Genomic DNA, 23,802 nt, shown 5'->3' on the forward strand with positions numbered 1-23,802 from the left:
CGTTCTCCCCGCCTCTAGTTGCCTTCGTTGATCACGAAGACTTGTGGATCGACGAGCATCATCATCATCATTCCGCCCGGGAAGATGTTGTTCGTGGTGATCTCGCGTTCATTGTGCGAATGCCACATGAATGCAAAGCCCGCTTCGCTTCCCGGCGGATTCGCGATCGTGCCGCTCGGCGGCGTCGTGCCGGTCGGCGAGGTCGCGCGGATCGTCGCATCCGGTCCGAGATAGGGACTGCCGCCATACCACGCACCGTTCGTCAGGATGTGCGAGTCGGGCAGCGTGACCGGTCCGCCGCTGCCGACGTTGCCGAACGGATGCGCTTCGAGCGCCTTGTTGTGGTCCGCGCACCATTCGTAGTAGTTCGGCGCCGTCGGGTCAGCGGTGTAGTAGCCGTTCGCATCGGGAATGCAGACGCTGCCGTCGCCGGGCTTGTGCCCGTAGACGTCCCAGTTGAGCCCCTTGCCGGTCCAGTAGAAGATGCCGTCCAGGGTTTCGCCCGGCGTCGTGGTCGTGGTGAACAGCAGCGGGCCCGCGACCTTGGTCGCGTCCGACTGGGCAAGCAGCAGGTTGCCGTCGCGCGCGAGCACGCGGACGTGGTTGCCGTGCTCGTGGAACGGATGCTGCCATCGGCCCGTACCGATGATCCGCAACAGCACCAGCTCGCCGGGGTGCATGTGCGGATTGCCGTTGTAGGGCTGATGCGGATACTGCATCGCATAGTTCGGATCCATGTCGTCCGGCATCGAACGGCCGTTGATCATGAAGTACGCGGGGTGATAAGGCTCGGTCTCGACGGTCATGCAGCCCGTCGGCAGCGCGCACGTCTTCGCGGCCTCCTGCTCGGCCTGCGTATGGATGCGCGGATCCATTTCGGAGAACTGAAAAAGATACTCACGGTCATAGCAGGCCGAAACATGGTTGTATGCCGCCGCCGCGTTGCGGTAGTCCGGCTGGCCGTCGGGCAGCGTCGCGGCGACTGCGCGGCATCCGGCCGGCACGGCCAGCACGCCCGGCGCCGAGGTCGGCAATACGATGATCGCGCCATAGAGGCCCATCTCGATCTGCAGGTCGCCCCGTGTACCGCTGTAGTAGGCATGCGTGCCGGGCGTCGCCGCGACGAAACTGTAGGTGACCGTGTTGCCGTGCGACGCCTCGCGCGTGAGCAGCCCGGGCACGCCGGTGAGCGCGGCCGGACACGAGCCGTCGGGATTGAGCGCCGCCGCGCACACCTGGAACCCCTGAAACAGGATCGACGTGTTGCCCGCGGCCGCGGGCAGGTTGTTCGTGAGCGTCACCGTGATCACGTCGCCTTGCCGCACGATCAGCGTCGGCCCGGGAATCTGCATGCTCGGGCAGTTCGCCCCCGTGATGCCCGCCGGCGAGAATCCCGCCGGCGCCGTGCGGCAGCCGTAGCCCCACGAATAGACGCTCGTGCCGTCCGGCTGGCTGATGCGGCTCGCTTCCGCGCTCAGGTCGAAATGCGTGCCGGTGATGCCCGGCGCGGCGGCCAGAACCGGCCCGCAGAGCAATGCGGCAAGCATTGCCACGGCGAGCCGTACGAGCCGTCCGGCACCCGTGCACATAGCGGTCCGGATGTCATGAGTGAAGTGGCCCACGATATTTCTCCTAGATGCAGGACTTCGTAGCCGGGTTGAGCGCGGCCGGGCAGATGCGGACCTCCGTCATCAGCCCCCCGAAGTTCTCGGCGTCGTTCGACAGGTGATCGAGATTCGGCGTGTAGAGGTAGTAGACCGACCCCGGCGCGTACTTCGTCGTGTCGCTCGCATCGAGAATCACGTCGATGGATTCGCCGCCGCCGAGCGTGATCGAGTTCGTGTAGTAGGTCATGTCGTTGCCGGCCATGTCGCGCAGCAACCGGGCGTTGACGCCGATCACGTGCATCCTCACGCCCAGCGACGCGAGCGTCTGGAATTCGGTGACGTCGAGATCGGAAATCCTGAGCAGCGCGCGGCCGCCGGCCGGGATATTGATGATGGTCGGCAGCGGCTGGGAAACATGGGCCGTGCCGTCGGCCACCGGGGTCTGCATCGGCCCCTGGGTCACCGTGTCCGGATAGCTGCGCCCGTTCAGCATGAAGTACTTGTCCTTCATGTCGGTGAACGGTTCCGGGTTGAACGTCATCCCCACGAAATGGAAGTTCGGATCGAAGCCGTGGATCTGCACCGGATACTCGACGTCGTATGCAGTCGAACCGTCGCCGTCGTTATACGCGTAGAGCGTCGGCTTGCCGCTCTTGTCATTCACGTGCAGCACGCCGTTCGAAGGCGGCAGCGGCGTCGAGCACAGAATGTCGTTGCCGCAGCGCGTGCGAAGATCGCCTTGCTGCGCGACCAGCGACGCGTACAGCGACTGGCCGGACGGCACCCGGTTCTGGCGCGGCCGCACGAAGATCTGGCCGACCATCCCCATCTGGAGGTGCTCCGGCGGCGTGATGTGGCAGTGCCAGAAGTAGGTGCCGGCGTCGGGCGCGAGATAGTAATAGGTGAAGCTGGCGCCGATGTTGATCGCCACCGACGCATCCGGCACGCCGTCATAGAACGACGACGCGTTCGGATAGCCGTGGAAGTGCACCGTGTGCTGCTCGAACAGGTCGGGGCGCATGATCATGCCGACGTTCGTGAGCGTCAGGAAGAACTCGTCGTCCTCGTCGATCGCCATCTCGGGCGCCGGCATGTTGCCGTTCATCACGCCGATGTCCATGATCGGGCGCGGATCCACATGGCCGGTCAACTGGCCCGGCGGCGACGATTCCGGGTCGGGCACGAGGCCGACCGCGCCGTTGTAGGTCGTGTCGGTTCGCGGATCGCCGACCGTGTTGAACACGGCCGCGAATTCCGTACCGGCGCGGCCGGCCTGGATATCGGCGATGCCGGACAACGGGCCGAAGGCAAACAGGTACGTCTGCGTGCCGTCGGCCATGGTGGCGTACCCGTCGCCGCCCGAGATCTGCTGACACTTGATGGCGCCGTTGACGACACCGGTCGGCGTGGAGTTCGGCCCGGTGAAGGACGGTCCGGTGTAGGCGGGTTCCGCACCGCCGGCCGGCAGCGCCGTCGGATGGGACGGCGTGGTGAACGGACATTGGACGCGAAACGTTTGGGCAAACGAGGGAACGGCGCACATCAGGAGCAACAGTGCCGCCACACTGCTGCAACACGCGCGGGTACTGAACATATGACCTCCATCCAAGGGGTCCGCCAGCGACACGCGCTGGACGTCATGCTCTGCTGCAGACGCGGGCCGCGAAGCTTTCACGGCCCGTACCGGCATTCTGCGGACGCGCGCGCAAGGCCGGGATGGGTCACCCTCCTACTTTTGCATAGGGGGTCCCCGGCGAACGGGGAGCATCATTTGCCGCACGATCGGCGCACACCGCGCGGGCACGCCGGCGGCGCGGCCAGCCGATGATAGAAATGACGGAAACGAGGGTCGGGCGCCGAACGACGCGGCGATCCGGGGAAGGATGGCTGGCGACGCGGTAGACTTCGCTGTGGCGCAACCGCGGCATTCAGGCCCTGGTGGCGGGCTTGCCGGGCTGCAACGGGAACGACGGGCAAAAAAAAGCGCCACGGAGACCGTGGCGCTAAAAAAGTTCTAGCCATTCCGAGGGCCGTGCTAGAACCTGAGAGACTGCGCGAAACACCGTTGCCGGTTAAACTCCTGAAACGATGTTTCGAAAACGTGAGACATTCTTTCCGTTTCCGCCCGACAAGTCAAGCGGTATTTGCACCGGTTTGTTCACTTTCCGGCAAGGCTCATTTGAGCACTTTCCTAATAAACCAAGGGTGAACCCGTAAAATCGCATCGGATGAACGATTCACCCATGGAACATGCATCTTTTGACAATCATCCTACAATACCAACAAAATTGAAATCGAGTTTCGGAAATAGAGAGAATCCCTCGTGTCGACATCTGTAACCCCTCCCGCGCCCCGAGACCGCGAATCGTCGCCGGACGAGATCACCGCGCTCGCGCGCGGCCTCGCCGTGCTGCGCCGCATCGCGGCCGCCGACGCCCCGGTCAGCAACCGCGAGCTGACCGAATTGACGGGCATCCCGAAGCCGACCGTGTCGCGCATCACGGCGACGCTCGTCAGCGCCGGCTTCCTGTTCCAGCTGCCCGACAGCGAGCGCTTCGTGCTGACCGCGTCGGTGCTGGAGCTGAGCCACGGCTTCCTGCGCAACTTCGACATCCGCGCGCGCTCGCGGCCGTTCATGATCGAACTCGCCGAGCGCACGTCGCTGTCGGTGCACCTCGCGGTGCGCGACCGGCTCGACATGGTCGCGATCGACGTGATCCGGCCGCGCTCGGCCGTGCTCGTCACGCGCCTCGAGATCGGCTCGCGGATGGACATCGCGCGCACCGCGGTCGGCCGCGCGTATCTCGCGGCGCTGGAGGACGACGAGCGCCGCGCGCTGCTCGATGCGCTGCGCGCGACGGCCGGCGACGACTGGCCGCACGTATCGGCGCGCCTGACCCCCGGCCTCGACGACGCGATGCGCGCCGGCCACGCGATCGCGATCGGCGAATGGCGCGAAGGGCTGAATGCGGTCGCGGCCGGGTTCGTCGGCCCGTCGGGCCAGCGCTATTCGGTGAACTGCGGCGGCGCATCCAGTCAGTGCCCGCCCGAATGGCTGCAGGAACACGTGGTGCCCGCGCTGCACGAGTGCATCGCGAAAATCACCCGCGAGATCGGCGGCGCGCCGGCCCGGCGCAGCGCCGTGTAATCGATCCGTCATCGCCCCGTCGCGTTCTGTAACGACCGTAACCCGTTGAAAGATAGGCGACTGGACTGTAACGGGGACGGGACGTAGGATCATGCCCATCGTCGCGCCGCATTCGCGGCGCGCACCGCTCTTTTCTTTTTCCGCGCAGACCGGAAGGGCCCGGACCGAGCCGGCCTTCCGGCACCGCATGCCCCTGCGCCGCCCAGGCCCGTTTTCCAGCCCGGTTTCGAGCCCGTTTCCCGGCCTGCCGAGCCGTCTTCCTGACAGAACCCGATGGACAATCAACAAAAGCCCACGCCCCCTTCGAAGGATCCCGCCTCCCCCGCCGCGCGCCGGCCGCGCCGCACGCTGGTGATCGGGACGCTCGCGGTCGTTGTCATCGGCGGCCTGCTGTGGTGGCACCCGTGGAACCGCTCGCAAGCCGACGCGCAGGCGGCGGCCGGCGCGGCCTCCGGCGCGAGCGCAGGCGGCGGCCATCGCGGCCGCGGCGGCCCCGCCGCGATGGCGAACGTTCCGCAACCCGTATCGGTCGCGACCGCGACGCAGGGCGAGATGCCGATCGTGCTGTCCGCGCTCGGCACCGTGACGCCGCTCGCGAGCGTGACGGTCAAGACGCAGCTGTCGGGCTACCTGCAGTCGGTCGCGTTCCAGGAAGGCCAGATCGTCAGGAAGGGCGACCTGCTCGCGCAGATCGACCCGCGCCCGTACCAGGTCGCGCTCGAGAACGCCGAAGGCACGCACGCGCGCGACTCGGCACTGCTCGCGACGGCCCGCCTCGACCTGAAGCGCTACCAGACGCTGCTGTCGCAGGATTCGATCGCGTCGCAGACGGTCGACACCCAGGCGTCGCTCGTCAAGCAATACGAAGGAACGGTGAAGACCGACCAGGCGGCGATCGACTCCGCGAAGCTGAACCTCGCGTACGCGCGCATCACGGCGCCGGTGTCGGGCCGCGTCGGCCTGCGCCAGGTCGACCCCGGCAACTACGTGACGCCGGGCGACACGAACGGGATCGTCGTGATCACGCAGCTGCAGCCGATGAGCGTGATCTTCACGACCTCGGAAGACAACCTGCCGCAGATCGTCAAGCAGGTGAACGCGGGCCGGAAACTGTCGGTCACCGCGTACAACCGCAACAACACGGTGCCGCTCGAGACGGGTTCGCTCGCCACGCTCGACAACCAGATCGACACCAGCACCGGCACGGTCAAGCTGCGCGCGACCTTCGATAACAAGGAAGGGCTGCTGTTCCCGAATCAGTTCGTGAACGCGCGGCTGCTGGTCGACGTGATGCGCGATGCGACGATCGTGCCGACGGCCGCCGTGCTGACGGGCTCGATCGGCCAGTTCGTATACATCGTGAAGCCCGACAACACGGTGACGGTGCGCAAGGTCACGATCGGCCCGGTCGACGGCGAGCGCACGAGCATCGTCAGCGGCGTCGCGCTCGGCGAGCGCGTGGTCACCGACGGCTCCGACCGGCTGCGCGAAGGCGCAAAGATCACGATCCCGGCCGACAAGCCGAAAGGCGCGTCGGGCGCGCACGGCGCCGGCGCGGCGTCCGGCGCATCGGGCGCGGCCGTCCGCCGCGGCGGACACAAGCACGGCGCGTCGCAGGCAGCGGCCCCCGCGGCCCAGTAACGCGCGGGCCGCTCGATGAATCCATCCCGCCTCTTCATTCTCCGGCCGGTCGGCACCGCCCTCCTGATGGCGGCGATCATGCTGGCCGGCCTCGTCGCGCTGCGCTTCCTGCCGCTCGCCGCCCTGCCCGAGGTCGACTACCCGACGATCCAGGTCCAGACCTTCTATCCGGGCGCGAGCCCGGAGGTGATGACGTCGGCGGTCACCGCGCCGCTCGAGCGGCAGTTCGGCCAGATGCCGTCGCTGAACCAGATGTCGTCGCAAAGCTCGGCCGGCGCGTCGGTGATCACGCTGCAGTTCTCGCTCGACCTGCCGCTCGACATCGCCGAACAGGAAGTGCAGGCCGCGATCAACGCGGCCGGCAACCTGCTGCCGTCCGACCTCCCGGCCCCGCCGATCTACGCGAAGGTCAACCCGGCCGACGCGCCGGTGCTGACCCTCGCGATCACGTCGAAGACCCTGCCGCTCACGCAGGTGCAGGACCTGACCGACACGCGTCTCGCGATGAAGATCTCGCAGATCGCGGGCGTCGGCCTCGTCAGCCTGTCGGGCGGCAACCGGCCGGCCGTGCGGATCCAGGCGAACCCGACCGCGCTCGCGCAGTACGGGATGAACCTCGACGACCTGCGCACGACGATCTCGAACCTGAACGTGAACACGCCGAAGGGCAACTTCGACGGCCCGACGCGCGCGTACACGATCAATGCCAACGATCAGCTCACCAGCGCCGATCAATACAACGACGCGGTCGTCGCCTACAAGAGCGGCCGCCCGGTGATGCTGACCGACGTCGCGAAGATCGTCGCCGGCTCCGAGAACACCAAGCTCGGCGCGTGGGTCAATGCGGAGCCCGCGATCATCCTGAACGTGCAGCGCCAGCCGGGCGCGAACGTGATCGCGACCGTCGACGCGATCAAGGCGCAGCTGCCGAAGCTGCAGGAGACGCTGCCCGCCGCGCTCGACGTGCAGATCGTCACCGACCGCACGACGATGATCCGCGCCGCCGTGCGCGACGTGCAGTTCGAGCTGCTGCTCGCGGTCGCGCTGGTCGTGCTGGTGATGTACCTGTTCCTCGCGAACGTCTACGCGACCATCATCCCGAGCCTGTCGGTGCCGCTGTCGCTGATCGGCACGCTCGCGGTGATGTACCTGGCCGGCTTCTCGCTGAACAACCTGTCGCTGATGGCGCTCACCATCGCGACCGGCTTCGTCGTCGACGACGCGATCGTGATGATCGAGAACATCGCGCGCTACGTCGAGGAAGGCGACACGGGCCTCGAGGCCGCGCTGAAGGGCTCGAGACAGATCGGCTTCACGATCATCTCGCTGACGGTGTCGCTGATCGCGGTGCTGATCCCGCTGCTGTTCATGGGCGACGTGGTCGGCCGGCTGTTCCACGAGTTCGCGATCACGCTCGCGGTGACGATCGTGATCTCGGCGATCGTGTCGCTCACGCTCGTGCCGATGATGTGCGCGAAGCTGCTGCGCCATTCGCCGCCGCCGGAGAGCCACCGCTTCGAGGCGCGCGTGCACCGCGCGATCGACCGGGTGATCGCGCGCTACGGGGTCGCGCTCGAATGGGTGCTGAACCGCCAGCGCTCGACGCTCGTCGTCGCGGTGCTGACGCTCGTGCTGACCGGCCTGCTCTACGTGTTCATACCGAAGGGCTTCTTCCCCGCGCAGGATACCGGCGTGATCCAGGCGATCACGCAGGCGCCGCAGTCGATCTCGTACGGCGCGATGGCCGAACGCCAGCAGGCGCTCGCGGCCGAGATCCTGAAGGATCCGAACGTCGCGAGCCTCACGTCGTTCATCGGCGTCGACGGCAGCAACATCACGCTGAACAGCGGCCGGATGCTGATCAACCTGAAGGCACGCGACGCCCGCTCCGAATCGTCCGCGCAGATCATCCGCGACCTGCAGCAGCGCGTCGCGAACGTGACCGGCATCTCGCTGTTCATGCAGTCGGTGCAGGACCTGACGATCGACTCGACCGTGAGCCCGACGCAGTACCAGTTCATGCTGACGAGCCCGAACCCGGACGAGTTCGCGACCTGGGTACCGAAGCTCGTCACGCGGCTGCAGAAGGAGCCGTCGCTCGCCGACGTCGCGACCGACCTGCAGAGCAACGGCCAGTCGGTCTACATCGAGATCGACCGCGCGAGCGCCGCGCGCTTCGGCATCACGCCGGCGACCGTCGACAACGCGCTGTACGACGCGTTCGGCCAGCGCATCGTGTCGACCATCTTCACGCAGTCGAACCAGTATCGCGTGATTCTCGAGTCGGAGCCGAAGGAGCAGCATTACGCCGAATCGCTGAGCGACATCTACCTGCCGTCCGCGGGCGGCGGCCAGGTGCCGCTGTCGTCGATCGCGTCGTTCCACGAGCGGCCGTCGCCGCTGCTCGTCGCGCACCTGTCGCAGTTCCCGTCGACGACGATCTCGTTCAACCTCGCGCCGGGCGCGTCGCTCGGCGAGGCCGTGAAGGCGATCGGCGCCGCCGAGCAGGACATCGGCCTGCCCGGCTCGTTCCAGACGCGCTTCCAGGGCGCCGCGCTCGCGTTCCAGGCGTCGCTGTCGAACCAGCTGTTCCTGATCCTCGCGGCGGTCGTCACGATGTACATCGTGCTCGGCGTGCTGTACGAGAGCTACATCCATCCGATCACGATCCTGTCGACGCTGCCGTCGGCCGGCGTCGGCGCGCTGCTTGCGCTGATGATCACCGGGCACGACCTCGACATCATCGGGATCATCGGGATCGTGCTGCTGATCGGCATCGTGAAGAAGAACGCGATCATGATGATCGACTTCGCGCTCGAAGCCGAGCGGGTCGAAGGCAAGCCGCCGCGCGAGGCGATCTACCAGGCGTGCCTGCTGCGCTTCCGGCCGATCCTGATGACGACGCTCGCCGCGCTGCTCGGCGCGGTGCCGCTGATCGTCGGCGCGGGTGCGGGCTCCGAGCTGCGCCAGCCGCTCGGGATCGCGATCGCGGGCGGCCTGATCGTGTCGCAGGTGCTGACGCTGTTCACGACGCCGGTGATCTACCTCGGCTTCGACAGCCTCGCGCGCCGCGTGCGCGGCTGGTTCGAGCGGCACGGCCCGGCCGCCGGCACGCGCACGGATGCGTAAATGAAACGACCCCCACGCTCACTTCGTTCGCGTGGGGGGGCGCAGCCCCCCCATCTCCCGAAAACGCATCCGTCGGAACACGCGGCGGCCCAGCGAGTGCCGACATGAACCTGTCGCGCCCCTTCATCACCCGCCCCGTCGCGACGACGCTGCTCGCGCTCGGCGTCGCGCTCGCGGGCCTGTTCGCGTTCATCCGGCTGCCGGTGTCGCCGCTGCCGCAGGTCGACTTCCCGACCATCTCGGTGCAGGCGTCGCTGCCCGGCGCGAGCCCCGAGACAGTCGCGACCAGCGTGACGAGCCCGCTCGAGCGGCACCTCGGCTCAATCGCCGACGTCAGCGAAATGACGTCGACCAGCACCGTCGGCAACGCGCGGATCATCCTGCAGTTCGGGCTGAACCGCGACATCGACGGCGCCGCGCGCGACGTGCAGGCCGCGATCAACGCGGCGCGCGCCGACCTGCCCGCGTCGCTCAGGAGCAACCCGACGTATCGCAAGGTCAACCCGGCCGACTCGCCGATCATGATCGTGTCGCTCACGTCGGAAACGTCGTCGCCCGCGAAACTGTACGACGCCGCATCGACGGTGCTGCAGCAGTCGCTGTCGCAGATCGACGGGATCGGCCAGGTGTCGGTGAGCGGCTCCGCGAACCCGGCCGTGCGCGTCGAGCTCGAACCGCATGCGCTGTTCCACTACGGGATCGGCCTCGAGGACGTGCGGGCCGCGCTCGCGTCCGCGAACGCCAACAGCCCGAAGGGCGCGATCGAATTCGGCCCGAAGCACTTCCAGCTCTATACGAACGACCAGGCGTCGCAGGCGTCGCAGTACAGCGACCTGGTCGTGGCCTACCGCAACGGCGCGGCCGTGCGGCTGTCCGACCTGTCCGAGGTCGTGGACGGCGTCGAGGACCTGCGCAACCTCGGTCTGTCGAACGGCAAGCGCGCGGTGCTCGTGATCCTCTACCGCTCGCCCGGCGCGAACATCATCGAGACGATCGACCGCGTGCGCGCGGCGCTGCCGCAGCTCACCGCGTCGCTGCCGGCCGACATCACGGTCACGCCGGTGCTCGACCGTTCGACGACGATCCGCGCGTCGCTGAAGGACACCGAGCACACGCTGCTGATCGCGGTCAGCCTGGTCGTGATGGTCGTGTTCCTGTTCCTGCGCAACTGGCGCGCGACGCTGATCCCGAGCGTCGCGGTGCCGATCTCGATCGTCGGCACGTTCGGCGCGATGTACCTGCTCGGCTTCTCGATCGACAACCTGTCGCTGATGGCGCTGATCGTCGCGACCGGCTTCGTCGTCGACGATGCGATCGTCGTGCTCGAGAACATCACGCGCCACATCGAGAACGGCAAGCCGAGGTTGCAGGCCGCGTTCGACGGCGCGCGCGAGGTCGGCTTCACGGTGCTGTCGATGAGCATCTCGCTCGTCGCGGTGTTCCTGCCGATCCTGCTGATGGGCGGTATCGTCGGGCGCCTGTTCCGCGAGTTCGCGCTGACGCTGTCGCTCGCGATCGGCGTGTCGCTCGCGGTGTCGCTCACCGTCACGCCGATGATGTGCGCGCGGCTGCTGCGCGAAGCGCACGACGTGCAGGAGGAAGGCCGCCTGGGCCGCTTCCTCGAGCGCTTCTTCACGCGGATGCAGCGCGGCTACGAGCGCTCGCTGTCGTGGGCGCTGCGCCGCCCGCTGCTGGTGCTGCTGATCCTGTTCGCGACGATCGGGCTGAACGTCTACCTGTACATCATCGTGCCGAAGGGCTTCTTCCCGCAGCAGGACACCGGGCTGATGATCGGCGGCATCCAGGCCGACCAGTCGACCTCGTTCCAGGCGATGAAGCTGAAGTTCGCCGAGATGATGCGGATCGTGCAGGCGAACCCGAACGTGAAGAGCGTCGCGGGCTTCACCGGCGGCACCCAGACCAACTCGGGCTTCATGTTCGTCACGCTGAAGGACCGCACCGAGCGCAAGCTGTCGGCCGACCAGGTGATCCAGCAGCTGCGCAGGCCGCTGTCGGACGTCGCGGGCGCGCGCACGTTCCTGCAGGCCGCGCAGGACATCCGCGTCGGCGGCCGGCAAAGCAGCGCGCAGTACCAGTTCACGCTGCTCGGCGATTCGAGCGCCGAGCTGTACAAGTGGGCGCCGCTCCTGACCGAGGCGCTGCAAAAGCGCGCCGAGCTGACCGACGTGAACTCCGACCAGCAGCAAGGCGGCCTCGAGGCGATGGTGACGATCGACCGCGCGAGCGCCGCACGGCTCGGCATCAAGCCCGCGCAGATCGACAACACGCTGTACGACGCGTTCGGCCAGCGCCAGGTCTCGACGATCTACAACCCGCTGAACCAGTACCACGTCGTGATGGAAATCGCGCCGAAATACTGGCAGAGCCCCGAGATGCTGAACCAGGTGTGGATCAGCAAGTCGGGCGGCAGCGCGAACGGCTCGCAGACCACCAACGCCGCGGCCGGCACCTTCGTCGCGACCTCGGCCGGCACGTCGAGCGCCGGCACGGCCGCGACGAGCGCCGCGGCGATCGCGTCCGATTCCGCGCGCAACCAGGCGCTGAACTCGATCGCGTCGAGCGGCAAGTCGAGCGCGTCGTCGGGCGCGGCGGTGTCGACGTCGAAGTCGACGATGATTCCGCTGTCCGCGATCGCGACCTTCGGCCCGAGCACGACACCGCTGTCGGTCAACCACCAGGGGCTGTTCGTCGCGACGACGATCTCGTTCAACCTGCCGCCGGGCGTGTCGCTGTCGCAGGCGACCCAGGTGATCTACCAGACGATGGCGCAGATCGGCGTGCCGCCAACGATCGTCGGCAGCTTCCAGGGCACCGCGCAGGCGTTCCAGCAATCGCTGAACAACCAGCCGATCCTGATTCTCGCGGCGCTGCTGGCCGTCTACATCGTGCTCGGGATCCTGTACGAGAGTTACATCCACCCGATCACGATCCTGTCGACGCTGCCGTCGGCCGGCGTCGGCGCCCTGCTCGCGCTGCTGCTGTTCAAGACCGAGTTCAGCATCATTGCGCTGATCGGCGTGATCCTGCTGATCGGTATCGTGAAGAAGAACGCGATCATGATGGTCGACTTCGCGATCGACCAGACGCGCAACGGCAACAAATCGTCGTTCGATGCGATCCACGAGGCGTGCCTGCTGCGCTTCCGGCCGATCATGATGACCACGATGGCGGCACTCCTCGGCGCGCTGCCGCTCGCGTTCGGCCACGGCGACGGCGCCGAGCTGCGCGCGCCGCTCGGGATCGCGATCGCGGGCGGCCTGATCATGTCGCAGGTGCTGACGCTCTATACGACGCCGGTCGTCTATCTGTACATGGACCGGTTCCGCGTGTGGGGCGAAAAGCGCCGCAACCGCCGCGGCAATTCGGGCGGACCGGCGGTGGCCGGGGAGTAAGCGGATCACGAGCAAGCGGCCGCGCCACGCGGCCGCTTGACAGGCTTGCACGCCGGCGGCGATCGGCTATCGTGTGTCCATGCCCACCCTCGCGCCCCGTCCCGGGGATCCGCCATGAACGTCCAGCTGAACCATACGATCGTCTGGTGCCGCGACAAGCACGCATCGAGCCGCTTCCTCACCGAGCTTCTGGAACTGCCGGCGCCGACGCCGTTCGGCGCGATGCTGGTCGTCCAGCTCGACAACGGCGTGTCGCTCGATTTTTATGAAAAAGAGGGAGAGATCACGGCCCAGCACTACGCGTTCCTGACCGACGAGGCCGGCTTCGATCGCGTGTTCGCGCGCATTCGCGCGCGCGGCCTGCCGCACTGGGCCGATCCGGCGAAGCGGCAGCCCGGTGAGATCTACCGCCATGACGGCGGTCGTGGTGTGTATTTCGACGATCCGGACGGCCACTTCCTCGAGGTGATGACGCGGCCGTACGTGCTGAACGGGTAACGAAGCGCGTCGGCCGGTGTTGCACCGGCCGACGCGGCGGCACGGGCAGCGCCCTCGGTCGGACGCCGTCCCGCCCGGACGCCCTCTGACGCCCGCTGACTACGTTACTCGGCGGCGGCAGCCGTCTTGCGCGGACGGCGCGCGCGGGTCGCCGTCTTGCGGGCCGGCTTCTTCGGCTTGGCGCCAGCTGCTGCGTCGGCGGTCGCTTCAACGGTCGATTCGGCGGCCGGTGCAGCTTCGTGCGACGGCTGCGCGGCAGCCGCCGAGGCACCGTACTCGCCGGCCGTCGGCGCCGCGTGCTGCGCCGCGACGTGCCGGTCCTCACCGTGGTCCGCGTCGCGATGCGTCGCTACTGCCTGCTTGCCTTCGGTGTGCTTGCCTTCCGCATGCTTGTCGCCACCGTGCTTCGCACCGCCGTGCGCGGCCTCGTCCGGATTCGCCGCCGTGTGACGGCCGGCACCCTTCGCATCGCCGGCCTGCTTCACGCCGGCCTTTTTCGCGCCGGCCTTCTTCGCTGCGGTCTTGCGCGCGCGCTTGCGGCCGTCCTTTGCGTCACCGTGCGTGTCGGCCGCCTCATTCGCGTCGGCCGTCGCGGCCGGCACGCGTGCCGCTTCGTTCACGACGTCGACGACGTCCGCCTCGTCCGCATCGGCCCGCACGCTTTCGCCGACCGCCGCTTCCGCCTGCTGCCCGCGGCGCCGCGGCTCGCGCTCGGCCGTTGCGGCTTCCCCGTGGCGCCCGCCGTGACCGTGCTGCGCGCCGCCCGTATCGCGCGCCACCGCCACCGGCTCGGCCGCCGCCGCGGACTGGCGCGGCCGCGACACGAACGCGCCGGACTTGTCGTCGCGTCCCACCTCGAGCAGGCCGCGCGCCTGCGCTTCGTCGAGCAGGTTGCCGAACGCGCGGAAACCGTAATACGACTCGTTGAAGTCCGGCTTGCGGCGCTTGATCGCGCTCTTGAGCACCGACGCCCAGATCTTGCCGACGTCGTCGCGCTCCGACGCCAGCGCATCGAACGTCTCGACCGCGAGCGCGATCGCCTCGCTGCGGCGCACTTCCAGTTCCGGCTTGCGCGACGGCTCGTCGGCGCGCTTCGCGCCGCCGTTGCCGGTGCGCTGCTGTTCGCGCTTCGCCAGCGCGCGCTGCTGCTCGCGCACCAGATCGTCGTAGAAGATGAACTCGTCGCAGTTCGCGACCAGCAGGTCCGACGTCGACTTCTTCACGCCGACCCCGATCACCTTCTTCGCGTTCTCGCGCAGCTTCGACACGAGCGGCGAGAAATCCGAGTCGCCGCTGATGATCACGAACGTATCGACGTGCGACTTCGTGTAGCAGAGATCGAGCGCGTCCACGACGAGCCGGATGTCGGCCGAATTCTTGCCCGACTGGCGCACGTGCGGAATCTCGATCAGCTCGAAGCTCGCCTCGTGCATCGAGGCCTTGAAGCCCTTGTAGCGCTCCCAGTCGCAATACGCCTTCTTCACGACGATGCTGCCCTTCAGCAGCAGCCGCTCCAGCACGGGCTTGATGTCGAACTTCTCGTACTTCGCGTCGCGTACGCCGAGCGCGACGTTCTCGAAGTCGCAGAACACGGCCATGCTGACGTTGTCCAGGGGTAATGCCATGTGTACTCCAACCGGTTGGCCGCCGCGTTGTATTGCCTGGCGGCGAAAAATGCATCGCGCACATGATAGCCGGTCGGCGGGGCGATTCCGCGATCCGTGCGCGCGAGCGCGCGGAGACGGGGCGCCGCGCCAGCTGTTTCGGTGCGGTACAGCCCCAATTACCCGAGCGCCGCCGCCCCGATCGACATACACTTGAGTATCGGTCGTCCGTCCCTATCTGGAAGGATGACGCATCGAGCAAGGAGCGGTTTCATGACGACGAAGGTATTGCTGATTGGCGCGACCGGCCGCACCGGCCGGGCCTGCGCGGATCTGCTGCTCGAACAGCCGGAATTCGAGGTGACTGCGCTGGTGCGCCGGCACGGCTATGCGCTGCCGGGCGCGAAGGTCGTCGAGGCCGATCTGACGGGCGATTTCTCGCACGCGTTCCAGGGCATCACGCACGTGATCTACGCGGCCGGCTCGGCGGAATCGGAAGGCGCCGCCGAAGAGGAGCAGATCGACCGCGACGCGGTCGCGCGCACGGCCGAGCATGCGCTCGCCTACAACGTGCAGAAGCTGGTCGTGATCAGTTCGCTGACCGCGTACTGGCCGGAGCGCAGCGGCGACGCGCTGCGCCACTACTCGCAGATGAAGCGCGAAGGTGACGACCGCGTGATCGCGTCGGGCATCGATTACGTGATCCTGCGCCCCGGCCCGCTCGCGGACCGCCCGGGCGTCGGCAAGATCGCGCTGACCGAGGAGCCGCTCGACGCGGCACCGCCGGTGTCGCGCCAGGATGTCGCGTGGGCCGCGATCGAGGCGATCAAGCTCGGCATTTCGCGCAAGGTCATCGGCTTCGTCGGCGGCAGCGTGCCGATCGAACAGGCATTGCGCGCGTAACACCTGCCCGGCTTGCGCGGCCTGCCCGCGCCGCCATGGGGCGGCGCATTTCATCGCGCCTGCGGCCCGCGAGGCGGGCCGCTTGACGGCAGGCTGACCGCCTGCGGGCAACTGCTTACGGCTTCGGATGCGCGTCGGCCCACGCCTTCACCGCGCCGAGCGTGTTCTCGACATGCTTGTCGGGCGACAGGCTCGTATAGTTGTACAACACCTTCCCTTCCGGCGAAATCACGTAGGACACGCGGTTCGCGCGATCGAGCGCGGGCAGCTTCGCATCGTATTCGCGGATGATCTTCGCGTCCGGATCGGCCGCGACCGGGAACTTGCTGCGGCACTCGCTCACGGAGAACTTCGTCAGCGTGTCGATGTTGTCCGCGGATACGCCGATCACCGTCGCGCCGTAAGCCTTGTAACGATCGACCGCATCCGCGAACGCGTGCGCCTCGATGGTGCAGCCCTTCGTGAACGCGGCCGGGTAGAAGTACAGCACGACCGGCCCGCGCTTCAGCGCATCGGCCAGCGAGTACGTGTAAGTCTTGCCGCCCAGCGACGCCTGCGTCGTGAAACCGGGCGCCGCGTCGCCCGGCTTCAGTTCCGCCTGCGCGACCCGCGCATGGCCGGCCACCAGCAGCGCCGCTGCGGCGCCCACCAATAGTTTTCGCTTCATCTGCGTCCTCATTTCTTATAAAGTCAGCCTCGATGTAGGCCGCAGCGACGTTCGCCTGTCGAACGCCGCTGCACACGCCCCGGTCCGGCGGCCGTGCCAGCCGCGGCCGCCCGGTTAAAGATTTCGCGCAGCCTGCCGTTATTCCTTCCGGACAACCAGTTCCAGCCCTTCACGTCAGCGAGACACATGGAAGCCAACAGGAAACAGACGCCACGCAAGGGCTCCTGGCGCAATGCCTTGCATACGCTGCGCCGCTTCGCCTGGTCGGGCGGCGCGCTGATGCCTGCGCGCGCCGGCGCGCCGCGCCGCGACGACACCGTGCGCAACTGGCTGGAACAGACGGTCGGCACGGTGGACTTCCTCGCCCATGTCGACCGCGAGCTGCGTTTCCTGTACGTGTCCGATGCGAGCCTGCGCTTCATCGGTTATCACCGCGACTACCTGCACACGCTGACGCTGCGCGACCTGATCGCGGAACAGGATACCGCGACGCTCGAAGGCCTGCTTGCACGCGCCGCGCGCTCCGGCCAGGTCGAGAAGGCGACGATGTGCATCGTCAAGTCGCTCACCTACCCGCTCGACGTCGAGGTCCGCGCGTTCAAGAGCCGCCACCACGGCGTCGACGGCTTCGCGATCGCGGCATTCGACGTGTCGGCCTGGCGTGCGCTCGAGGCCCGCCTGACCTACGAGATGCACCACGACCCGATGACGGGGCTCGGCAACCTGTCCGCACTCGTGCCGGCGCTGATGCGCGCCCAGCAGGCCGCCGACGAAAGCGGCACCTGTGCCGCCCTGCTGCTGCTCGACCTCGACGACTACCAGCGCATCAACCGCGCGCTCGGCTACGACGCCGGCGACACGCTGCTGCGCGACACCGCGCAGCGGCTGCAGGCGCTCGTCGCGCCCGGCGAGCAGCTCGCGCGTGTCGCGAGCGACAAGTTCGCGGTCGTGCTCACCGCACCGGACCGCGCACACGCGAGCAATGCCGCGGACGCGCTCGCGCGCCGGCTGCAGGCCGCGGTGCGCGAACCTTACGCGTACCAGGGGCAGACCGTCCACCTGTCCGCGAGCATCGGCATCGCCGTGTACCCGGACGAACGGGCTGCGTCCCATCGCGCGCAGCACCACAGCCCGCTGCTGCGCCGCGCCGACCACGCCCTCGCGCAGGCGAAGGCATCGGGCGGCAACGCGCTCGCGTTTCACGCGCCGGTCGACGATCCGGCCGACGCCGAGCGGCTCAAGCTCGAAGCCGACCTGTACGACGGCGTGCGCAACGGCGAGTTCTCGCTCCACTTCCAGCCGATCACGCGCAGCCAGTCGGGGGCGGTGGACGGCGTCGAGGCGCTGATCCGCTGGCGTCATCCGGTGCACGGCCTCGTGCCGCCGGCGACCTTCATTCCGCTCGCCGAATCGATCGGCCTGATCAACTATCTCGGCAACTGGGTGCTCAAGGCCGCGTGCATGCAGCTCGTCGCCTGGGATCGCCAGGGGCTCGCGCTGCAGTACGTGGCGGTCAACGTGTCGCCGCAGCAGTTCCGCGACCCGCGCTTCACGCAGAGCGTGCGCGAGGCGATCGCGCTGACGGGCATCGACCCGCGCCGCATCGTGCTGGAAATCACCGAAAGCCTGCTGATGCACGACCCGGTGCAGGCAAAGGGGCTGCTCGAGGAGCTGACCGAGCTCGGCATCCGCTTCGCGATCGACGATTTCGGCACTGGCTATTCGAGCCTCGCCTACCTGCAGCGCTTCCCGCTCGCGAAGCTGAAGATCGACCGCAGCTTCGTCGAGAACCTGCTGACGTCGCGCAACGACCGCGCGATCGTGTCGGCGGTGGTCGGCCTCGCGCAGACGCTCGATCTCGAGCTCGTCGCGGAAGGCGTCGAGACCGAGGCGCAGCGCGAACTGCTGACCGAGATGGGCTGCAACCACATCCAGGGCTGGCTCGTGTGCCAGGCGCTGCCGTCCGAGGAACTCGCACGGCGCTTCGAGGCGCAGCAGCTGCGCCTGCACGCCGCCTGACGCGCGCGGCGAACCGGATAGATCCGTATGTCAATCACCGCACACCTGCCCCGCACGGCGCTGCTCGACAAGCTGTGGGCCCGGATGAACGAACGGGGCGACTTCCCGCTGCTGTCGGAGTCGCTGCGCGCGACGATGGCCGCGATGAAGAACGACGACCTCGACTTCACCGCGCTCGTGCGCGTCGTGCTGTCGGACTTCGCGCTCACGCAGAAAGTCCTGCGGCTCGCCAATTCCGCGATGTACATGGCGTTCGGCGGCAACATCACGACCGTCACGCGGGCGCTGATGGTGCTCGGCATGGACACGGTCGGCCATCTCGTCGTCGGGCTGAAGCTCGTCGATCACTTCCACCACAGCACGCCGCGCCGCATCGACGCGAAGCTCGAGTTGAACCGCGCGCTGCTGTCCGGCTGCGTCGCCCGCAAGCTCACCGAGCATGCGGAACTGCGCGGCGGCGAGGAAGCCGTCGTCTGCACGCTGATGCGCCAGGTCGGCAAGCTGCTGGTGGTCTGCTATCTCGACAGCGAATGGGACCGGATCCGCCGTCGCGCCGCCGAGCTGGACGGCGACGATGCGGCCGCGTGCATCGACGTGCTCGGCGTCGGCTTCGACGAGATCGGTCTCGAGGCCGCCGCGAGCTGGCGGCTGCCCGACGTGATCCGCGCCGGGATGGCCGACGACGGCCGTACCGCGCATGCCGCGAGCCTCGACGAGGACGAGGACGAGGACGACGCCGACGACGACCGCCAGCGCTCCCGCGACGCGTGCGCCGACGACAGCCCCGGCCGCGTACGCTGGCTGCGCGCGGTGAGCCGCTGCTCGACCGATGTCGCCGGTGCGCTCGCGATGCCCGTGGGCCCGCAGCGCGACGCGCACATCGCGCTGCTCGCGCAGCACTACGGCCAGGAGCTGGACATCGACGCCGACGCGCTGGTGGCGATCGCCGACCGGCTCGCATCCGAGGAAGCGAGCGACACCGTGATGCGCGAGATCGTCGAGCTGCGCGCGAACGCCGACGCGATCGCGCGGGCGCAGCCCGATCCCGAGGCGTGCCTCGAGGCCGGTCTCGCGGACCTGCGCGCGCTGCCGTCCGAGCACGTGCTGACGCCGGTGCTCGCGCTCGCGTCGGAAAGCCTGCTCGCGGGCCTCGCGTTCACGCGCACCGTGATGTTCGTGCGCCGGGAAGACGGCGCGTTCGCCGCGCGTCTCGGCTTCGGCCCGGGCGTCGATGCGGCGCTCGACCGGCTGTGCTTCGACGAGCGCTTCGAGCCGGACGTGTTCCATCTCGCGATCACGAACTCGGTCGGCATCTTCATCGAGCAGGCGCAGGACCCAAAGATGGTGAAGCGCCTGCCCGCGTGGTATCTCGACGCGCTTCCGGACACGCGCGCGTTCGTGCTGCTGCCGGTGCGCGTCGGCGCGAAAACGGTCGGCCTGCTGTACGGCGACTGGGCCGGCGCGCAGCCGGCGCGCAAGATCACCCAGCAGGAGATGAGCGTGCTCAACGAACTCGCGCGCGAACTGGGGCGGTTCTTTCCCGCGTAATCGGCGCGATGCGGGCGGCGCCCCAAAAGCAAACCGGCCGCAAAAGCGGCCGGCTGCAGGTACGACGGATCGAAACGCTTACTTGAGCGTGACCGGCACGCTGAAGTACTTCTTCGCGAGGTTGTCGATCGTGCCGTCGGCCTTCAGTTCCTTCAGCGCCTGATCGAGCGCGGTCTTCAGCGCCGCGTCGTTCTTGCGCAGACCGAAGCCGACGCCCGAACCGAGGATCTCGGCATCGCTGACCGTGCCGCCGGCGAAGCCGAAGCCCTGGCCTTGCGGCTTCGACAGGAAGCCCTTCGAGCCCGCCTCCGAATCCTGGAACGCCGCGTCGAGACGGCCCGACTTCAGGTCGGCGTAGGCCAGGTCCTGCGTCTGGTACGGCACGACTTCGACGCCGGCCGGCGCCCACTTCTTCTTCGCGTACGCTTCCTGGATCGTGCCCTGCAGCACGCCGACGCGCTTGCCCTTCAGTGCTTGCGGGGTCGGCTGCAGGCCGCTGCCCTGCTTCGCGATCAGCTGGTTCGGGATCGTGTAGATCGGATCGGTGAACGCGATCGCGTGCTTGCGCTGATCGGTGATCGTCATGTCCGAGTTGATCGCGTCGAACTTGCGCGCCTGCAGCGCGGGGATCAGGCCGTCGAAGTCGTTCTCGACCCACACGCACTTCGTCTTCAGCTTCGCGCACACCGCGTTGCCGATGTCGATGTCGAAGCCGGTCAGCTTGCCGTCGGGCGTCTTGTATTCGAACGGCGCGTACGAGGCCTCGACGCCGAACCGGATCTCCTTCAGATCCGCTGCCATCGCACCGCCTGCCGCCACGGCCGATGCCGCCACTACCGCGTGCGCGGCCACTTTACGCCAATCCAACTTCATCAGGTGTTCTCCTCGATACTCGAATGTTCCGGAACTACGGGCGCATGCATCATCGCAGGGTCGGATGACGACGCCAATGCCGATGCCGCGCCTTGATGCGGCGCAACAGCCGCAAGGCCGCGATTGTACCAATCCGCGCGGCCCGGCACGGCAAAGCGGCCGCCTGCCCGCGATGCTGCGCTGCGTGCACGATGACGGCCGGGTGAACCGTCGAACTTGCAAGACGATGTCGCAAATACGCAAGCGCGACGCACGGGCCGTCTGCGCGGCATGCGGGCGTCGATCGCAAGAAAGGGAAATGCGGCCGGACGATGCGCGGGCCGCGGCCCCCGCAGCCACGCGCCATCGGCCTTGGATCAGACGAGTGCGGCCAGCGTCTCGCGCGTCGTATCGACCACGAGCAGCCCCGCGCGCAAACCCGGCTTCACGGTCGGATTCGGAAACACGATGCGCTCCTCGTCGTGCTGCACCGTGTAGCGGTAGTCGCCGTCCTGCGCGAGTACCGTGCCGCGCGCGAACGCGGTGAAATTCGCGACGTCGGCCGCGACGAACAGTTCGAGCGCATCGCTCTGCTTCGTGATCTGGTCGATCACGGTGAACACGCGCGGCAACGCGGCGTCGACGTCGCGCGGCGCACCGGACACGAGCTTGCGCACCGCACGGTCCGCCGGCGCGAAGCGCGACAGGTCGTTCTGGCCGAACGGCCGCACCTTGCCGAGTTCGAGCGTGCACGCGAGCGCGCCGCAGTGCTCGGCCGTGTAATGCGAATACGTGTTGCCCTTCGCGGTATGCAGCAGCACGGCCGCGATGCGCGCATCGCCGAGCCATTCGACCATCTTGCGGGCAGGCGGCGTGCCCGTGTGGGGCAGCAGCGCGAACTGTTCGAACACCGATGCGCGGATCGCCGTGTGCATGTCGACGTGCCAGCGCGCGCTGCCTGCCGGCGCGGCCGCGAAGAACGCAGCGGCCGCCGCTTCGAGCTGCACCGCGCGCGGCGCTTCGCGGCTCGCGGGCACTTGTGCGTGACGGCCGCTGAACAGGCGGTTCAGGTCGTCGTCGAGATAGCGTGCGCCCGCGCGCATCGCCGGCACGTTGCCGAGCACGACGAGCAGGCGGCACGCGAGCGGCAGCGTGCCCGCCGCGAGATCGCGCACGAGCATCGACAGCAGCTCGATCGGCGCGGTCTCGTCGCCATGCACGCCGGCCGACACGAGCACGCTCGCACGCGCCGCATCGCCCGCTTCATCCGCTGCCGGCTCGAGCGCGAGCAGCCCGTCGCCGAGCCATTGCCAGCGCACCGCACCGTTCGCGCACGTGCCGACCTTCACGGCCGGCGCGTCGCCCGCGAGCGTGAACGCGAGGAAGTCGTCGAGCAGCGCGGCGGCCGGCACGCGGGACTCAGCGCTGGAAGTCATACAGCGACCCGACGCGCAGGATCTGCGTGAGCTCGTCGAGCGCCGTGCGCGATTCGTCGAGCAGCGTCGGATCGGCGAGGTCTTCCGGTGCGAGACGGTCGCGGTAGTGCTTTTCGATCCATGCGTCGAGCGACGCGAACAGCGTGTCGTTGATCCACACGTTCGACGTGACGGCCGCACGCTCGACGTCGTTCAGCACGACGCGCAGGCGCAGGCAAGCCGGGCCGCCGCCGTTCTTCATGCTTTCGCGCAGGTCGAACACGAGCACGTCGCGGATCGGGCCGTTGCCGGCCGCCAGCTGGTCGAGATAAGCGGCGACGTTCGCGTTCTCGCGGCATTCCTGCGGCACGACGAGCACCTGCGAGCCGTCGGCGCGCGACAGCAGCTGGCTGTTGAACAGGTACGACGTGACCGCATCGTTCACGCTCACGGCCGCATCGGGCACCTCGATCACGTTCAGCCGCGCGCCGCGCGCGTCGAGCGTGGCCGTCAGCGTGTCGTAGATCGCCTGCTTGTTGACGAACGCGCGCTCGTGCGTGAACAGCGTGTCGCGGTTGCCGACCGAGATCACGTCGTTGTGGAACACGCCTGCATCGATCACGTCCGGATCCTGCTGCGCATAGACCGTCGCCGTTTCGGCGAGACCGTGGCGATGCGCGACCGCGCGGCTCGCCTCGAACGTCTGGCGCGCCGGGAAGCGCTTCGGCTCCACGCCGCGGCGGTATTCCGCGCGGCCGTACACGAAGAACTCGACGCCCGGCAGGCCGTATTCGGCGCAAAAGCGCGTGTGGTTGGCCGCGCCCTCGTCGCCGAGTGCCGGCGTGCCCGTCAGCGCCTCGTGCACCGCGAAGTGCGCGGGATCGGCGAACAGCGTCGACAGCGTGCGGCGCGTCGCTTCGTGCTCGATCGCGCGATGCAGCTTGCTGCACAGGTTGGCCGGCGTGAAGTGCACGCGGCCGTCGCTCGTGTCGGCCGACGGGCTGACGGTCGCCGCGTTCGCGGTCCACATCGCCGACGCCGAGCTCGCCGCGGCGAGCAGCTCGGGCGCCTGCTTCGCGGCCTTCGCGATCACGTCCGCGTCCTTGCCGGAGAAGCCGAGCTCGCGCAGCAGGCGCAGCGACGGGCGCTCCTGCGGCGGCAGCACGCCTTGCGCGAAGCCGAGATCCGCGAGCTGCTTCATCTTGCGCAGCCCCTGCTTCGCGGCGGCCTTCGGATTCGCGGCCGACTTCTCGTTGTTGAGCGACGCCACGTTGCCGAACGACAGCCCGGCGTAGTTGTGGGTCGGGCCGACGAGTCCGTCGAAATTGGCTTCTTGTGCGTTCATCGTCGTTCCCTCG

General features: G+C 68.1%; 15 protein-coding genes. 8 read left to right on the forward strand and 7 right to left on the reverse strand.

Translation table 11 applies throughout. The features are described from left to right. Nucleotides 1–14: 14 nt before the first annotated feature. Complete coding sequence (locus tag NQV17_RS00045) at nt 15–1,589, reverse strand: multicopper oxidase domain-containing protein (RefSeq protein ID WP_374692667.1); 1,575 nt, start codon at nt 1,587–1,589, stop codon at nt 15–17. Nucleotides 1,590–1,632: 43 nt separating this feature from the next. Then, nucleotides 1,633–3,201 (reverse strand): multicopper oxidase family protein, encoded by a 1,569-nt coding sequence (locus tag NQV17_RS00050; RefSeq protein WP_257767679.1) that lies wholly within the window; start codon nt 3,199–3,201, stop codon nt 1,633–1,635. A 729-nt stretch (nt 3,202–3,930) separates the two neighbouring features. Here NQV17_RS00050 and NQV17_RS00055 point away from each other — a divergent pair. From NQV17_RS00055 to NQV17_RS00075, 5 genes are all read left to right on the forward strand, one after another. Further along, nucleotides 3,931–4,755: an IclR family transcriptional regulator gene (locus NQV17_RS00055; RefSeq protein ID WP_257767680.1), complete on the forward strand. Its 825-nt coding sequence runs from the start codon at nt 3,931–3,933 to the stop codon at nt 4,753–4,755. Between the two features lie 273 nt (nt 4,756–5,028). After that, nucleotides 5,029–6,396 (forward strand): MdtA/MuxA family multidrug efflux RND transporter periplasmic adaptor subunit, encoded by a 1,368-nt coding sequence (locus NQV17_RS00060; RefSeq protein WP_257767681.1) that lies wholly within the window; start codon nt 5,029–5,031, stop codon nt 6,394–6,396. A 15-nt stretch (nt 6,397–6,411) separates the two neighbouring features. Next, on the forward strand, nt 6,412–9,525 hold the full coding sequence (locus NQV17_RS00065) for an MdtB/MuxB family multidrug efflux RND transporter permease subunit (protein WP_257767682.1): 3,114 nt from the start codon (nt 6,412–6,414) through the stop codon (nt 9,523–9,525). Between the two features lie 104 nt (nt 9,526–9,629). Further along, complete coding sequence (locus NQV17_RS00070) at nt 9,630–12,938, forward strand: efflux RND transporter permease subunit (protein WP_257767683.1); 3,309 nt, start codon at nt 9,630–9,632, stop codon at nt 12,936–12,938. 114 nt (nt 12,939–13,052) lie between these two features. After that, nucleotides 13,053–13,436, forward strand: a complete 384-nt coding sequence (locus NQV17_RS00075; RefSeq protein WP_374692660.1) for a VOC family protein — start codon at nt 13,053–13,055, stop codon at nt 13,434–13,436. 104 nt (nt 13,437–13,540) lie between these two features. Here the strand turns inward: NQV17_RS00075 and NQV17_RS00080 are convergent, their stop codons facing one another. Continuing rightward, nucleotides 13,541–15,061, reverse strand: coding sequence for an NYN domain-containing protein (locus tag NQV17_RS00080; protein WP_257767685.1), 1,521 nt, complete (start codon nt 15,059–15,061; stop codon nt 13,541–13,543). 252 nt (nt 15,062–15,313) lie between these two features. Between NQV17_RS00080 and NQV17_RS00085 the strand changes: the two genes are divergently transcribed. Further along, nucleotides 15,314–15,943 (forward strand): NAD(P)H-binding protein, encoded by a 630-nt coding sequence (locus tag NQV17_RS00085; protein ID WP_257767687.1) that lies wholly within the window; start codon nt 15,314–15,316, stop codon nt 15,941–15,943. A gap of 115 nt (nt 15,944–16,058) precedes the next feature. Here NQV17_RS00085 and NQV17_RS00090 read toward each other — a convergent pair whose 3' ends face one another. Continuing rightward, nucleotides 16,059–16,610, reverse strand: coding sequence for a peroxiredoxin (locus tag NQV17_RS00090; RefSeq protein ID WP_257767689.1), 552 nt, complete (start codon nt 16,608–16,610; stop codon nt 16,059–16,061). Nucleotides 16,611–16,889: 279 nt separating this feature from the next. Here NQV17_RS00090 and cdpA point away from each other — a divergent pair, with 279 nt between their 5' ends. Together cdpA and NQV17_RS00100 are read left to right on the forward strand one after the other, a co-directional pair. Next, a complete protein-coding gene (cdpA, locus tag NQV17_RS00095) occupies nt 16,890–18,629 on the forward strand; it encodes a cyclic di-GMP phosphodiesterase CdpA (RefSeq protein WP_257768791.1) in 1,740 nt (579 codons plus the stop codon). 27 nt (nt 18,630–18,656) lie between these two features. Beyond that, nucleotides 18,657–20,177 carry an HDOD domain-containing protein gene (locus NQV17_RS00100; protein WP_257767691.1) on the forward strand — a complete coding sequence of 507 codons (1,521 nt, stop codon included), beginning with the start codon at nt 18,657–18,659 and terminating at the stop codon, nt 20,175–20,177. Nucleotides 20,178–20,255: 78 nt separating this feature from the next. Here the strand turns inward: NQV17_RS00100 and NQV17_RS00105 are convergent, their stop codons facing one another. The 3 genes from NQV17_RS00105 to astB all read right to left on the reverse strand — a co-directional run bounded on the left by NQV17_RS00105 (nt 20,256) and on the right by astB (nt 23,789). Beyond that, nucleotides 20,256–21,050 (reverse strand): ABC transporter substrate-binding protein, encoded by a 795-nt coding sequence (locus NQV17_RS00105; protein WP_257767693.1) that lies wholly within the window; start codon nt 21,048–21,050, stop codon nt 20,256–20,258. A gap of 356 nt (nt 21,051–21,406) precedes the next feature. Then, entirely contained in the window at nt 21,407–22,465 is a 1,059-nt protein-coding gene (astE, locus tag NQV17_RS00110; protein WP_257767695.1) for a succinylglutamate desuccinylase, read from the reverse strand. Continuing rightward, nucleotides 22,449–23,789 carry an N-succinylarginine dihydrolase gene (gene astB / locus NQV17_RS00115; RefSeq protein WP_257767696.1) on the reverse strand — a complete coding sequence of 447 codons (1,341 nt, stop codon included), beginning with the start codon at nt 23,787–23,789 and terminating at the stop codon, nt 22,449–22,451. Before astB ends, astE begins: the two co-directional genes overlap by 17 nt. Nucleotides 23,790–23,802 lie beyond the last annotated feature (13 nt).

Origin of the sequence: Burkholderia sp. SCN-KJ (assembly GCF_024656005.1) — a bacterium.
Taxonomy (GTDB): Bacteria; Pseudomonadota; Gammaproteobacteria; order Burkholderiales; family Burkholderiaceae; genus Burkholderia.

Bases quoted from the DNA above. Each gene is read 5' to 3' on its own strand.
- NQV17_RS00065 (WP_257767682.1), top strand. From the start codon at position 6,412: ATGAATCCATCCCGCCTCTTCATTCTCCGGCCGGTCGGCACCGCCCTC.
- NQV17_RS00070 (WP_257767683.1), top strand. From the start codon at position 9,630: ATGAACCTGTCGCGCCCCTTCATCACCCGCCCCGTCGCGACGACGCTG.
- astE (WP_257767695.1), bottom strand. From the start codon at position 22,465: ATGACTTCCAGCGCTGAGTCCCGCGTGCCGGCCGCCGCGCTGCTCGAC.
- astB (WP_257767696.1), bottom strand. From the start codon at position 23,789: ATGAACGCACAAGAAGCCAATTTCGACGGACTCGTCGGCCCGACCCAC.
- cdpA (WP_257768791.1), top strand. From the start codon at position 16,890: ATGCCTGCGCGCGCCGGCGCGCCGCGCCGCGACGACACCGTGCGCAAC.
- NQV17_RS00105 (WP_257767693.1), bottom strand. From the start codon at position 21,050: ATGAAGTTGGATTGGCGTAAAGTGGCCGCGCACGCGGTAGTGGCGGCA.
- NQV17_RS00090 (WP_257767689.1), bottom strand. From the start codon at position 16,610: ATGAAGCGAAAACTATTGGTGGGCGCCGCAGCGGCGCTGCTGGTGGCC.
- NQV17_RS00050 (WP_257767679.1), bottom strand. From the start codon at position 3,201: ATGTTCAGTACCCGCGCGTGTTGCAGCAGTGTGGCGGCACTGTTGCTC.
- NQV17_RS00075 (WP_374692660.1), top strand. From the start codon at position 13,053: ATGAACGTCCAGCTGAACCATACGATCGTCTGGTGCCGCGACAAGCAC.
- NQV17_RS00085 (WP_257767687.1), top strand. From the start codon at position 15,314: ATGACGACGAAGGTATTGCTGATTGGCGCGACCGGCCGCACCGGCCGG.
- NQV17_RS00060 (WP_257767681.1), top strand. From the start codon at position 5,029: ATGGACAATCAACAAAAGCCCACGCCCCCTTCGAAGGATCCCGCCTCC.
- NQV17_RS00045 (WP_374692667.1), bottom strand. From the start codon at position 1,589: ATGTGCACGGGTGCCGGACGGCTCGTACGGCTCGCCGTGGCAATGCTT.
- NQV17_RS00080 (WP_257767685.1), bottom strand. From the start codon at position 15,061: ATGGCATTACCCCTGGACAACGTCAGCATGGCCGTGTTCTGCGACTTC.
- NQV17_RS00100 (WP_257767691.1), top strand. From the start codon at position 18,657: ATGTCAATCACCGCACACCTGCCCCGCACGGCGCTGCTCGACAAGCTG.